General features: G+C 52.4%; 10 protein-coding genes. 5 read left to right on the top strand and 5 right to left on the bottom strand.

Annotation, left to right across the window (positions count from 1 at the left end; all coding sequences use genetic code 11):
- Window position 1: 1 nt before the first annotated feature.
- Window positions 2-2,722 carry a hypothetical protein gene (locus KB892_RS31075; protein WP_223174993.1) on the bottom strand — a complete coding sequence of 907 codons (2,721 nt, stop codon included), beginning with the start codon at window positions 2,720-2,722 and terminating at the stop codon, window positions 2-4.
- 538 nt (window positions 2,723-3,260) lie between these two features.
- On the opposite strand from KB892_RS31075, the gene ltrA reads away from it, so the two are divergent.
- From ltrA to KB892_RS05505, 5 genes are all read left to right on the top strand, one after another.
- A complete protein-coding gene (gene ltrA / locus KB892_RS05525) occupies window positions 3,261-4,748 on the top strand; it encodes a group II intron reverse transcriptase/maturase (RefSeq protein WP_004178082.1) in 1,488 nt (495 codons plus the stop codon).
- A 77-nt stretch (window positions 4,749-4,825) separates the two neighbouring features.
- Window positions 4,826-5,086, top strand: coding sequence for a hypothetical protein (locus KB892_RS05520; protein ID WP_085320215.1), 261 nt, complete (start codon window positions 4,826-4,828; stop codon window positions 5,084-5,086).
- Window positions 5,087-5,400: 314 nt separating this feature from the next.
- Window positions 5,401-6,090 carry a BRO-N domain-containing protein gene (locus tag KB892_RS05515; RefSeq protein WP_064152944.1) on the top strand — a complete coding sequence of 230 codons (690 nt, stop codon included), beginning with the start codon at window positions 5,401-5,403 and terminating at the stop codon, window positions 6,088-6,090.
- A 92-nt stretch (window positions 6,091-6,182) separates the two neighbouring features.
- Window positions 6,183-6,440, top strand: a complete 258-nt coding sequence (locus tag KB892_RS05510) for a DUF1902 domain-containing protein (protein ID WP_064189924.1) — start codon at window positions 6,183-6,185, stop codon at window positions 6,438-6,440.
- Window positions 6,441-6,443: 3 nt separating this feature from the next.
- Window positions 6,444-6,641 carry a type II toxin-antitoxin system HicA family toxin gene (locus tag KB892_RS05505; RefSeq protein ID WP_074195329.1) on the top strand — a complete coding sequence of 66 codons (198 nt, stop codon included), beginning with the start codon at window positions 6,444-6,446 and terminating at the stop codon, window positions 6,639-6,641.
- Between the two features lie 43 nt (window positions 6,642-6,684).
- On the opposite strand, the gene KB892_RS05500 is transcribed toward KB892_RS05505, so the two are convergent.
- The 4 genes from KB892_RS05500 to KB892_RS05485 form a co-directional block, all read right to left on the bottom strand.
- On the bottom strand, window positions 6,685-6,981 hold the full coding sequence (locus tag KB892_RS05500; RefSeq protein ID WP_032457415.1) for a hypothetical protein: 297 nt from the start codon (window positions 6,979-6,981) through the stop codon (window positions 6,685-6,687).
- Window positions 6,982-7,176: 195 nt separating this feature from the next.
- Window positions 7,177-9,651, bottom strand: coding sequence for a hypothetical protein (locus tag KB892_RS05495; RefSeq protein ID WP_094923800.1), 2,475 nt, complete (start codon window positions 9,649-9,651; stop codon window positions 7,177-7,179).
- Window positions 9,652-9,655: 4 nt separating this feature from the next.
- The gene (locus tag KB892_RS05490) at window positions 9,656-11,458 is read right to left on the bottom strand and encodes a coiled-coil domain-containing protein (RefSeq protein ID WP_094923803.1); all 1,803 of its coding nucleotides are present in this window, start codon (window positions 11,456-11,458) and stop codon (window positions 9,656-9,658) included.
- Entirely contained in the window at window positions 11,455-14,268 is a 2,814-nt protein-coding gene (locus tag KB892_RS05485; protein ID WP_094923806.1) for a hypothetical protein, read from the bottom strand. The genes KB892_RS05490 and KB892_RS05485 overlap by 4 nt, the downstream gene beginning before the upstream one ends.
- Window positions 14,269-14,270: the final 2 nt, after the last annotated feature.

Here is a 14,270-nt window from a genome sequence, read left to right as displayed (position 1 = left end):
CTTACTGGTAGCCGATAGTTGGATGCGAATCGAGGTTTGCCCATACCGGTAACTTGACGTAGAAGGTGCCGACGCCACCGGTGAACAGAAAACCGAGATAAGAGTAATTACCGCCGATTAGCTGAACAGCCAGAGGCCGGGTACCCATGTAGTCATCTTTGGTGATGGAAATTGTGGGGTTTGCCAGCGAAGTCAGAATGTCCTGAGAAATACTCTGGTTTACCCCGTACAGATTCTCCGTTTCCGTTACAGGTCCAGGTGCTGCAGTTACCGTTCTGGTGACGCTGGCAATGGTTCTGGCGATAGCCGATACGTTCAGTGCCCCGGCAAACGCCGCCGCTTTTATCGAGCAAAAACCATGAATATGCTGCGTTCCCCGCTCCGGTGTTATTTGTCGGCTGAACAGCAACTGCACCGTATCGGTCGGAGAGTTCAGCGTGATTTTAATTGGGATGACCCCGTCACTGTCTGCGTCACCAGCGCCGCCGTACACACATGATGCGCCGCCTGATTTTATGCACCAGAAATCCCCCGTTCTTGATGTGGGGACGTTCTCATTTTCAGTGCCGGAAAACAGCAGCTTATCATTGATTCGATAACCGTATGCCCCGTCATAGGACGGCAGGAAGCGGTACGTCTGGCCGCTGCCTGGATATTTAATGATGATACGTGCCAGGTTGGCTGGGTTGTAACTTTTCCAGGTCGGGTATGCGCCGTTAACATACGGTGCGCGGCAGAAGATATTGCAGCTGTCCAGCTCCAGAATCGTCCTGATGGTTGTCCCGAACACAATATCCCTGACGCCACCATATTTATCGTTGGTGGATTTATTGGGGTAGATTTTCGCCCCGCGAATTTTGACGTTATTTTCCCCGTCATTCGTTGTTCGCGTCGGACAGTTAAGGATTAATCCGCTGTTACCCTCGATGTGGCCGTTAATGTAATTCACTTCCCCGAGGTTGGTCGGGCTGCAATGGAATACATCCCCGCCGTTGTAGTCAATGCTACACATATCGAAGTAGAAGAAATCTCCGCGATTATCCAGATAAACAGCATGGCTTCGGTTGTTACCTATCAGGCACCCGCGGAATGACATTTTCTCGCCACTGTTAGCCCATTGCGGAGTGCTACCGCTCCATGCTGTATAGGTATCAATGCCGTATGTGTTGTTTGTAAAATGACAGGCAACCACATCCATCAGATAGGTATTAACAGAGCCAGGTCGGAATCCTGATCCCCATCCAGATACGCGCGCATCAGAGAAGGTGGAATCCCTGAAATGGGCCTGGTCGCCGCCGGGGTACGTGACGTTACCCCAGCGCACGCCAGGATAGGTGGTCGCGTTGGGGTTTGAGGTTGTGTTCGGGCCTTTTATTAAACAGCCATTCCCAATAAATCCGCCCGAATTATGGCTGTTAGAGGCACCGGCTCCGGCCCCCCATCCACCACCGTTATTCCGGTACATCATGTCATTGGTGAGACCGTCAAACTCATTACTGCCAATAATGCCGACCCCCGTGGTGAAGTCGCTGTAATCATAAATTGCCGCCGGCGCGGAATAAACCCTCAAAAACGACGGGATTTTGACGGATTTTTTATTCATGTAAAAATCCGTCATGCCTTCAGCATTGGGGTTTGGTGGAATTCTTATCTCAGCATCCACGCCGCCTGCAACGTAGCCACGGGAAATAACTTTATTCACCTTATCCTGAATAATCATATTCAGGCAGTCAGCAAGATTATTTAGCTCGTCAGAATACCCTGCCAGAAACACGTTATGGCCAAATGAAATATCCGCATCCCATACGGCACCGCCAGCGGTAACGAAACGACTATAGCCATCGTCGACTGCATCCGATGCAGCCGGGTTATGCGTAATGATTTCGTTTAATAATGGACCACCGATAACAGCGCGCTCCAGAATAATACTTTGCCCTGAAATCGTTGGCTCAATAGTCCTTAGAGATGCAACGCTCTTACATTTACCTATATATTTAAATCCATCGCTACTTGATAGATTTAATATATCACCGACTGATAATTGACCAGCATCGATAAGTAAAGGCTGACCGGTAGCTGCATCATAGGTATGTACCTTTCCCTTCCTGTACATAGCCGAAGGCAGCATATCAACACTAACGTCTGGAACGCGCAAAGTTCTGGCAAAATTCGCATCAATTTTATTATCTAAAACAGCATCACCAGCTTTCCAGGCATTGGTGTTGTCAACGATCTGCCCATCAACATAATTCTTCGTGGCAGCATCCTGCGCCTGTGACGGATCACGAAGGTTACGAATACGGTTGTTGAGTGCATCGTAATAGTTAGCGATGAACGACGGCTTGCGCAGCGCCAGTCGGAGAAAGCTGAAGCACTGCTGGATAAGCATGGTCAGCTTGTCGAACGCATCCTCATGCACCTCTGCGAAAAATTTCCCCTGGTTACGCAGATCAGTCTCCTGGGTAACAGGAAGATCTCGCGAGATAGATATTTGCCATCCGCTGGCCAGGGGAGACATCAGCACGACATTCCCGCCAGAATAGGTGCCTGCACCTGTCACTGTGTAATCGGTATCCAGCGTCAGCACCGTAATATTTTCGTTAAGGTCAGCAAGCTGGACGGTGAGATCTGACTTCTTGAAGATGCGGAACGTGTACGGGAAAGATGTGGTAACGCCGTTCCCTGTGTAGTCGTTATGATCGACTTCGGTTGAGACCGTCATATAGAAATCTCCGGATGTCGCAGCGCCCGGCGCGCCACACTGCAGATCATTCTATTACCCATCGAACCACATATGAATAAAACAGATCGAAACGAGCAAAAACATTACCATTAAGGTAAACAAAAGAGCTCTGGAAAACTTTGTTACCTTTTGATATATGTATATATATACAGTGTGCGCCGGGAGACCGGTTAGAGATCAAGGGGTGAAAGTCCCCGACCATTGAAGGACCAGCAATCCACAAGGTCCCCGAGTCATGCGTTGCATACCGCGAGGTATGGGGCGAAGCGTTGACAGGGGTGTTGACAGGCCAGCCATTGAGCCACGAAATGTATATTAAATTACCGGGTGCCGACGTTGTACTGTTAACGGAAGGCAACATCATAGGGTGCGATACTGCGAGTGCCACATGGACCCGGCGGGGTCTGAGACCCTGGCATGTCAATACGATCTCTACGCGGGAACCGGGAGATCTCCCCTCTGACCATCTGCCAGTGTCGGAGATGGCCCGCACCGGGAAGACGAGGAGTCATAGCCGGTGATGTACGGAGAGGAGAAGTCGGACTCGCTCATAGTAGCGGCGAAGCAGGCGAACAACCCGAAAGGAGCGGAGTCAGTGGAGCGAAGGAGCGGGGCCAAGGGGAACGCGGAACAGCCACACATGCGCCGGACACAGAGCCGGGAAAGCATGTCACAGAGGCTGTCACGCGTGCGGGAAGCTGCGAAGCAGCGGAAGAAAGAACGGTTTACAGCATTGTTCCACCTGCTGACAGTCGAAGCACTGGAAGCCGCATTCCTCTCCCTGAGCAGGAAAGCGGCCGCCGGAGTGGATGGCATCAGGTGGATGGACTACGCCGGAAACATGAAGAACAACATAACAGATCTGCACCGGAGGCTACATCAGGGCAGCTACAGGGCGCAGCCCGGCAGGCGTCACTACATCCCAAAAGCGGATGGAAAACAACGCCCGCTCGGCATCGCCTCGCTGGAGGACAAGATCGTCCAGTATGCGCTGGTGAAAATCCTGAACGCAGTCTATGAAAACGACTTTATGGGGTTCTCATACGGGTTCAGACCCGGGCGAAGCCAGCACGATGCACTGGACGCACTGGCCACAGGGCTGGTACGCACTAACGTAAACTGGGTACTGGATGCCGACATCAGTCAGTTCTTCGACAGGGTGAGCCACGAATGGCTGATCAGGTTCACAGAGCATCGGATCGGCGACCGGAGGGTAATCAGGCTCATACGTAAGTGGCTCACAGCCGGGACGTCGGAGGAGGGTCAATGGCGAGCAACGGAGGAAGGCACCCCACAGGGTGCGGTCATCTCACCGCTGCTGGCAAACATATACCTCCACTACGTCTTCGATCTGTGGGCGCATCAGTGGCGACGTCGCTATGCCACAGGCAATGTGGTAATGGTCAGATACGCCGATGACATCGTCATCGGGTTCGACAAACGATACGATGCCCGGCGCTTCCGTATAGCCATGCAGCGCAGACTGAGGGAGTTCGGACTCACGGTTCACCCGGAGAAAACCCGTCTGATGGAGTTCGGCCGCTTCGCTGCCGAAAACCGTGCCATCAGGGGAAAAGGCAAACCAGAAACGTTCAACTTCCTCGGGTTCACGCACATCAGCGGGAAAGATCGCAACGGCAGGTTCATGCTGATACGAAAGACCCGCCGGGATCGGATGACGGCAACTCTGAAAGCCATCAAAGACGGTCTGCGAAGGCGCTGGCATTACTCAATCCCCGAACAGGGAAAATGGCTCAGGAGAGTGGTTCAGGGATACCTGAACTATCACTCGGTACCGGGCAACTTCCCCACCATGCAGAAGTTCAGGACACACGTAACAAACCTCTGGCGCCGGGCGCTCAGGCGCAGGAGCCAGAAGGATGATACGACCTGGACGAAAGCAAACAAACTGGCAGCCGCATGGCTACCAAGGGTTCGGGTTCTTCATCCATGGCCTGTGGAGCGGTTCACCGCCAGACACCCGAGGCAGGAGCCCGGTGCGTAAATCGCGCACGCCGGGATCTGTGCGGGGGGTATCCGGTAACGGGTATCCCTACCGCGACATTTATGGGAGTATTCCTAATGCCAGAGCGGTACCAGTATCCTGTCGACGAAGGTTTTGCGGATCGTATTCACACCCCGGAAGGGGTCAGATCCCTGGTTGTAAAATCACAGCTGATGGAGTTGCTCAGGGAGATGGAGCGAGACGGCCACGATGTCAGCGGTGCGGCGGCGGAACTGGTGGCACTGGTTAACTATGTGACAAGCTCGCAGTTGTCAATGCGGGAGCTGCAAACACACCTGGACTTCTGCGCAATGCAGATCAGACAGCAACTCAGATAGTGATTGAAATCAAAATAACGATGGGTTTATTATTACCAAAATGGTAAATTTACAACCCATTTTCCTTGTGCCATAGTGATCGGGCATCGGCAAAATCCGGTGCCGGGATTGGCGTCCCGGATAACTAAACGGCGCACAACACGCGCACTGCGTGTTTTTTTGTGCACGCGCTCTGACGCACCTTTCCAATGGTGGGCTGGGCGGGGGTCCGAAAGGACGCCGGTATCCGTTTAGGCCGGTACGCCAACTCCGTTCAGTTCACCACCAGTAATTGGCGTTGCGGTGGTGATAACTCTACTAAGCGGGGTATCACAATGAACACCAAACCTTCTATTTTCAATTTCGAATCAGACTCAGCTATTCGCGCCATTATGATCGATGGCAATCCTTGGTTTTTTGCATCCGATGTTTGCCGCGCGATTGGCATCGCAAACCATCGTGATGCAGTTCGCAAACTTGATGATGACGAGAAGGGCGTCGGCTCAACCGACACCCTTGGTGGTGAGCAAGAATCAGTTATCATCTCCGAGTCTGGCCTCTACACTCTTATCCTCCGCTGCCGCGATGCGGTGACGCCGGGCACCATCCCCTACCGCTTCCGCAAATGGGTAACCAGCGAGGTGCTGCCGCAGATCCGCAAGACTGGCCGCTACGTTCGGGAAGAACTCTCCCAGGCTGATAAAGCCCGCATGCTGGCACAGGAGATGACCAGCAGCATGTTGCCGGCGATCATGGATGCATTGCAGGTCGAGCAGAAGCACTACACCTTTCCTCTTAACCGACGCTATCAGGATCACATCCATTCACCTGATGGCCTGCGTGAACTGGCGAAAAGCTCAATGGTGATGAAACTGCTCCGCGAACTCGATGCTGACGGGCATGACGTATCCGGCGCGGCGGCGGAGGTCACGGCCATGCTCAGCTACATTGTTGGTATCGGCGCCGTACTGCGCGACATAGAGACGCATGCTCAGTACGTGATGGCTAAGGCCAAGGGTTACTGAGGCTGCTGGCGCAGTGAAGCGCCTTTAAAATAATTCTTGACGGATTGCATGAGTGGCTTAGTATTACCAATAAGGTAAAACAGGAGGCGACTATGAGAACTGATGATGTGTTGAAATTCTCGAGCCTTTTCAAAGTAAACGTGTGTCACGATACAGAAGAGAATGTATGGGTGGCATACTGTGAAGATCTTGGGCTCTCCACTGAAGCTGACTCTTACGAAGATCTGACCGAAAGAGTGTGGGAGATAGCTCCTGAGCTATATGAAATGAACGGATACAAAGGCAACCTCAAACGGCTGCATTTATCCTTCATTCAGGAACAGAACTTCACTGACAGAATGGCACTGTAGTGTATGGGAACAGGACTATACCCCAAGCTCGTTGATATCCTTAAGTCTGCGAAATGTTATTTTGTAAGGCAAGGAAAAGGCAGTCATGAGATATGGTATAGTCCATTGTCATCAAGAAATTTTTCTGTTCCGTTTACTGTGAAATCGAAACACACCGCAAATAACATATTGAAAGACGCTGGTTTAGATAAGTATTTTTAATAGCCCGCATAGCGGGCTATTTGATGGGTGGCGTTGTGACATGTCACGCTCTTTTCCTGAAGGATAGCCATTCGAAGAACGAAGACATCCCTCCGCAGGCAATAGCAAAAACCAGGCCGCCAAAGAAAAGAAGGCCAGCCTGCCACCACTCCCACCGCCAAACATCCATAGCTCCTACCATTCCCACGATAGACCCAACTAGTGGTATATAGCTAATGATGAATGCTATTGGCGCAGCTATTATCCAGTGCAACCCCCACCACGATTCTAGTCCAGCCATGATAGCCGCCAACTGGAAAAGCCCCACCACGATGTAAACGATAAAACCAATAGCTTGCATGTAGTCACCTATTTATTCAGAAAAAATTAGAGGTTTACCTTGAATAAGGCTCGCCACAAGAATTATTCCCTGCACAACAAAAATAAACCAGCAGATAGCCTGCGCTGGGGGACTAAGAAAATATTTGTACCGGTCAGCGAATAACAACCCACCAGAAACTATCACAGACAAAATAATTAAAAACAAGGATCCCCCTTATTCCGGCGTTACGTCCTGCGGTCGCCACCAGTATGTTTGATTGAATTCTTTCTTTGACCGCTGCTCCATCTTACGCAGATAGCCGGGTGAAAAATACTCCTGCATCTGGTTGAAAATCATATGGTCTACAGCCGCTTTCAGATACCAGATATTAGCACCAGGCGTCAGGCCTTTGCCAAGCTTAACCAGATCACCTCCAGTTTGCTCATTTTTTCCTTCCACAGCATTGAGGGGTATACCCTGTCCGATCTTAATGACATCATCAACAAGACCAGCTACCGGTCCGAGCATTGACGCCAGCGCACCGCTTCCGTAACGCGTGTGATCAGACAACAGGAAATCACCGTACAGGCCAAGACCACCGCCTTTCAGCAATGCGCCAAGCCAAAATTTAGCGGCATCTTTACCAGCCATATCTCTCGGGTTACGACCTGAAGCCATATCGTTGAGTTGCTGAGATAGCGCGCCAAGGATTGTCGTGCTGGCAATAAATGTCGCAATGTAAGCTGCTCGCCCCCCAGCTGATGGCATTCCCATAGCTCGTGACCAGTGGCGCATGACGACTGATATCGGGAATGACTTGAAGAGGAATACGCTGCGGGTTAATTCCCCTTTCCATGTTCCGCGCTGAATACCAGAGCCGGTCAGCATCTGTTCGCGTGCACCAGGAGTTATAACTGCCATATCAACTTCTTCGGTGACAGCCCCAAGCAGCTTACGCATAGCCTCGAATTTTACACGCTCTGGCGATCCAAGGTGCTGTACGGCGGAATCAGGAATGCGCATGATACTTTCCGGGGTCAGCATCGTATTATTGCCTTTACCCCAGTCCTCCTGCTGTGCCAGTTTCCACACGCTCCAGTCGGTCTCGGTGATCCCTTTGCTTTTCAGAATGCGAAAATCAGCATCATCGAGGCTGCGCAGATCAGGCGTTCTGGTGACGACATCACCAAGACTACCCATCATAGTTACGCCATAAGCGCGCTTATGCGCATCTGACCAGGCCGTAAGTCCGCTGGCGCGCATAACAGCTGTAGCTGCCCATCTGGATACCGACGGGCCCATATTATCCATCGCCCAGCGGTTAACACTACCCAGCAGAGACTCCATTGCCAGCCCGGCGCGGCGAGCCCTGGCAAGCTCCGTGCGGTTAGCTGGGTTCATTGCCTCTAACTGGTTACGAAATAGCTGGTTCATTGGCAGGTTGGTAACCTTAGCCGATAAGTACATGGTGCCAAGGTCAGAGAAAGAAGCGAGCAACGCTGAACCAAGGCGGCTGGCCACCATCCAGTTGCGAATGTTATCCGACCATCTCGCAATATGCGGGTTAGCTACCGGCTGAGTTTTCCCAGAGATGAAGTTGTAAAGGTTCTCTGTGCTGTTCGCCTGGCGCTCCACGCTTCCGGTTTTACTCGGATTAGCCGTTGCCGTCTCCGACTTCGTCTGATCGAGAAATGAACGGAAGACGTGATCAGGGTTCGGCCCGTAGGTTTCCACCAGCGCAATGTCTTTACTGATTCCTTCCAGATGGCCGACCATGATTTCCCACAGAGAGCGATCACCATAAAGTTGCTGATACTGGAGGTATGAGTCGGCGTCTTTAAAGTGGATCTGTCGCGATGCGTTACCGCGATTAGCGCGCGCACCAGATATCCGCATTCCTGTATCACTGAGCTTGTTCAGTCCGCCGGTAGCGATAGTGTTATAAGCTTCACCAAGGAACGCTGATAACTCTGAATCATTCATTAGCTGCCCATCAGCGCGAGTATAATATTTGCGGTCAAGCTTCCCGATAACGTCGCTCACCCATTTATCCCGCGATACCTTGCCAACTTTTTCCATCGAGTGATGTTGCGGGATACCCCAGTTTTCCAGGTAGCCGATGTCACCACCCGCATCATTGAATCGGCGCCGCAGTAGTTCGGTGACTTCACCCCAGGCTTTTGCGCCCTTACTGGCTTTGACATTCCCGGTCTTTTGCCCGCGGATCTCAAAAATGAGGTCACGTACTCCGGCCTCATCCTCGAATAAACCAAAGAAACGCGGGTCCACGGCTTCGAAGGCTTCCTGCAACTGGCTAAGAGCATAGTCGCGGGTTGCTTTCGTACGTGATTCTACTGACAGGAAATTAGATTTCCCGTCTGCGCTGAATGCAATCGTGCGATTGAGAGCGCCCAACTTTCCATCCGCGCCCTGATAGCTATTGATAAAATTATCCAGCCGCTGGCGTGCTGCTATAGTCAGAGCTACCCGGCGTTTCTTAAGCGCTGCCTCCTGCTGCAGTTCGTCTGCTGCTAACTGCCCGGCTCGACGCAGTCGCTCTGCATCGGTAAGTTGCCGCCATGATGCAGGATCATCACGCGCCAGCGACCGCATATTTCGGTATATGCGGTCCTCAATGTTCTGAATTTCTCTGGCTGTCAGGGTTCTCTGCGCCGCCTGCTGTACTGCCTGAATACATTCCTGTCTCATCCAACTATCCTCTCAAGAAACATGCTACGGCGACATCAAACAGGCTGGAATCCTGAATTGCCTGTTCGTTTTCTCTGCTGGCTTCATCAAGCACCTCGCGAGCGCTACGCGACTGCGGGTTACCATCTTCATCAAGAACGGTGATCACCATGTCCGGAGACTCAATTAGCGAGTCCTCAGCGATACGTAGATCCATATCACCAGCCTGCTCCATCGTTGGTTTTTGCTCTACCTGGCGTAAAGATGCCGCGGTATCAAACGGGGCGGCCTCGTCAGCGGTCCGCACTTCTGCGGTTTTATAGAATGAAAAAGCTTGCGCATTAAGATCTGCCTCAGCCTGCTGGCGGCGAGCAAGTTCTGCTCGCGCTTCAAAGAATGCCCCGCCGGGCTCATGAGGTGACAGAGCATCACGGGAAAACTCGAGGCGTCCTTGTGCTTCGGTGATTCGCTGATCAAGGTCTCGCAATCTGGATTGTTTATCAGCACGTGACTGTGCCAGTGCCTTTCCGCTTCCCTTTGGTTCCTCAGAAAGAATTTGGTTACGCTGCTCTGTCAGGTTATCAATAATGCGCTGACTGTTGGCGATCTCGGACTGGTACACCTGACGATCCCCACGAGATAAAACCTGTGCTGCCTGTTCTTCAAGAATCTTTGTCTCAACTGCACGCGCTGCAGAACCCTCATCCGCCTGAAAAAGAACCTCATCAATGGACTGCGCGATCAAACTGCGGCGCCCTGGTATATCACTGAATGAGGCGGGCTCGGCAATACTGGCAACATCCACTGCACGGCCCTCACTGACATCTCTCATAGCTTTCTGTAAAGCCTGAATGTGAGCATCCCGTGAAAGAACGTTGACCGGTACGCCTGGGGCTACATCGATCTCAGCATGATGTGCGGCATTGGCAGAAAGGGCCGCGTCCACATCTTCTGGCGCGAACTCTGGTGTATTTACCGATTCACCTCTGGCATTAATAAAGCGGCCTATACCGCCGAAAGCGACACCGAGCACTGCGTCAATAGCTATGGCCTGGCGATCAAATACATCGTACTGATTAGCCATCTCGGTATAGCCACCATCACGCAGCGTCTGCGCAGTCAACCCGCGCTGAGCCATGCCAAAGGCGATGTTAGTTCCAGCTGCATAGGCAATGTCAGGAGTTGCTCGCGCTGCGGTAGCCGCCGCACTGCGTACTACACTTTCACCAGTTCTCGCCAGCTGTGCGCCAACCCCTTCCGCTAATGCGCCACCAGCACGCAAGCCAAGGCTCATTGGGATTAGGGTTCCTGCACCAGCAGTGATGCCCTGCACCAGTCCTGCTTCCTGCGCCGTCCTGAAATCTACGCCCTGCGCAGTAAGGCGCTCATACTCTGAAAAACCCTGCAGGGATGTCACTGCCGCCGCACCGCCGGCAGGGCCAGCAAGTAGTGAACCAACTACAGCCTGCCCACCCATATCGAACAGTCCATGCAGGATCTGCCCAGCTGTTCCTGTAGTGGCCGCGTCTGGTGTCAGGCGCTTAACTTGCTGCTGTGCCAGTTTTCTTTGCTCGGCAATGTATTCCGCAGACGTGTCGTTTACTGAGGTGTTTTCGTTTACGAATTTGGCGATAGGTGAAACCAGCTTGTCCATTCCTGCCCAGAGTAACTGATCTGGTTTAGCCACCAGGCCAGAATAGAGACCAGACAGGCCAGCGCCGGCTGCATTATCGAAGAAACCCACATCACTGTTGAAGCCAGCAGGATTCGAAGCTGCATCATCCAGCTGTTGATTCTGGTTTACCGGGTTAAGTCCGAAGTAACTCATTGAGGGATATCTCCAGAGAAGCGCTGACGCTGCTGCGTGAGATCGATAACTACCGGTGTTCCGTCCTGTTTCAGAAGGTATCCGGTACCAAGTTTCACGAGATACTGACTGTCGCCATAACTCTGCAATCCGTACTGGCCTGGTGGCGCTTTAATGCCGGCATCGATAACCTGGGATTTCCATGCCTGATCAACCTGTTTATCAAATTGATCTGCTGACATCCCCCACGGCAACAGCACGCTTCCCATGCCGTTATAGTCATGTACTCCACCAGTAGCTACGTTAATAGCTTGCTTCCATGTGTCAGCATCAACCTCACCTGATACAACTCCTTTCTTAGCCATGACTCCGGCGTAATAATCTTTGGCGATCTCATATGCCATTGATGCGCCATTGGCATCACCAGCGAATGCGTCTTTGACTATGTCAGTAAAATCAGGGAGTAATTCTGTATCCTTCGGCATAGCAATGCCTTTAGCATCTTTGGTACCACGGCGTGCAGCGGAGCCAGAAAGAATAGTCTGTGCCGCTGATTCCGGAGATACATTGACGTCAGGACTAAACCAGCTTTTCTCTGCAACAATCCCGCCAGGTTTATCCATCAGGATACCGGCGACCGCAGCAGAAGGGGCGTTGGTACTTACTTGTTGCAGCGCAGCCATATAAACCTGCCCTCCACCGGTGCTTTGTCTGATCGTATCAAGGTATGCAGACTGCTGTGAAACTGGGGCGTCGCGGAAGAAAGTCCCGATCTGGCTGGCCTCTTCTTTAGAAAAAAAAGTTAATGGCGTGCCGTATGATTTTGACAGTTCTGCTGCCTGAGATGCACGCAGCGCAATGCTCTGGCCAAAGTTATTTTGGTTGGTCATGTCTATAGGCTTACTCTGGCCAGAAGACAGAGAAAACTGAATAGGATCGGCCTGACGCTGTTTAATCACCTGGTTAGCAGCGGTGACAACATTGTCATAAAGAGCGGCTCGCGATGCATAACCCTCCCCTGTCTGTTCCGGCGTCGGCTTCAACTGGTTGACGTATGCCGTGATGCTGCTGGTCGGCATGTTGCGGAATGAGCCAATGTACTGCCCGGCAATCTGCGTATTCCTGAATTCGGTGTAACGCTGGTTTCCCTCCCGCACGCCGTAGGCAGCCATAAAATCAGCTTCCCCTGGCGGGTTTGGGAACTCAACACCTCGCATATAAGCCGCGGTGGCGTCGCGAACCTGGCTATCGATAGCCGTTCTGTATTCGGCCTGCTGCTGCCGGCGGATCTGGTCAGCCTGGCGCAGAAAAGTGGCCTGTGCTTCCGGCGTTGCGGCATCGAATGCTGCATTGCCGGTGTAGCGTTTATTGCTGGTTGGCAACTGAGAGAGACCCAGCGCTGCGCTGACGCCGGTTGATAGCTGGTCAGAACTGTATGGTTGCGTGCCATTTTCATGTTTGATGATGGCGGCGCAGAGCGCCTGCAGCGTGTCAGGATTGGAAGCATCAAGAGGCTGGTTAGCAGTGACGCCGAGCTGCGCGCAAACCGCTTTGATGTATGCAGCCGTGTCGTTATTGTCAGACGGCGGCGCCCAGCGGTTAATGATCTCGCCAACGGTATCAATCCCCTGGCGCTGGTATGAAATCAGGTTACGCCCAAGCGCGCGGATCCCGTGTTCCGGAGTCTCGAATTTTGCAAACCGGCCATCACTACCAGTTTGGCCTACCCATGGATTTGATGAACTCGCCTCGAGGTTTCCTGGGTTATTGTTGCGGATACCCCTGGCATCGCTGCTATCACCTTTCACATAATACTGATCTTGCTGCTCGTGCAACTTTTCTGCATATGCAGTCGCATCATCAGGATTATCAAATATTCCAAGGTGCTTTCCTGTTTTTTCATATAGCGCGATTGCTTCATCATCTGAAAGTAATTTACCGTCATCACTGACCGTTGGTATCAGGACTTCACCAGCATCTGTGCCTATGGAAATAGTTCTTACCGTGCTGATAGTACCATCTTCGTTTTTTACAGATGGTCGGTTGAATAAGTTAATGTTCCCCTGGGTAATCATTCCTTTCGTAGATGATGGCTCACCACCATAAGGGTTAACAGTAGCCCGCCGTGAACCGGCGGCCGTATCGCTCAGCTCACCGTTGCTCTGAATGAATCCGATCGCGTTATTTGCTGACCACTGAGAAAGCGCGCCATCTGCCACCTTCTCTTTGAATTCCACCTTTTTGGCCTGGATCTGCTCAGGGCTCCACCCATGTGCGGCGCCGAAGCTTTCTATTTGCTGAAACGCCTGCTGATTAGCCAGCACATAGTTGGCGTTATCGCCGTACATCGCCGAAGCGGTTTTGGCGCCGGTGGTCAGCGTTGCCTGGAACTGACCTTCTTCATACGCATTGAGCTGACCTATCTCATGCCGGCCAGCCTGAGACGTAAACTGAATGCGCTGCTGCTGAGCCTGCTGCATGAATCCCTGGCGCGCCGACTCCGGCAACTGCATCGCCAGCTCCTGAGCCTTTGCGTCAAAGAGCTGGGTGTATTCCTGCCCCTTGCCGAGGGCATTTTTACCCTGCAGGTTAAGCAGGCCATTCTGCGGGTTGGTCATCAGATCGCTTGCGGTCTGCGTCAGTTGCAGCGATGCATCCTGTGCCATAGCGACATCTGCGCGCTGTTTAGCCTGGCCGAATACGTCAAGCGCCTGGCTTCCTGTGCTCAGCAGCGCATCGCCGGCGTTTGGTTGATCGAATGCCTGAAATCCCTGAGTGGAAACACCGCGGCTTTCAACCTGACGCCCGGCGACTGTTGGTACAACTGGCATAG

Source organism: Klebsiella sp. P1927 (genome assembly GCF_018204675.1).
Classification (GTDB): Bacteria; Pseudomonadota; Gammaproteobacteria; order Enterobacterales; family Enterobacteriaceae; genus Klebsiella; species Klebsiella pneumoniae.
The sequence above is the reverse complement of the archived record's forward strand: the minus strand, read 5'-3'. Positions and strand labels throughout refer to the sequence as shown.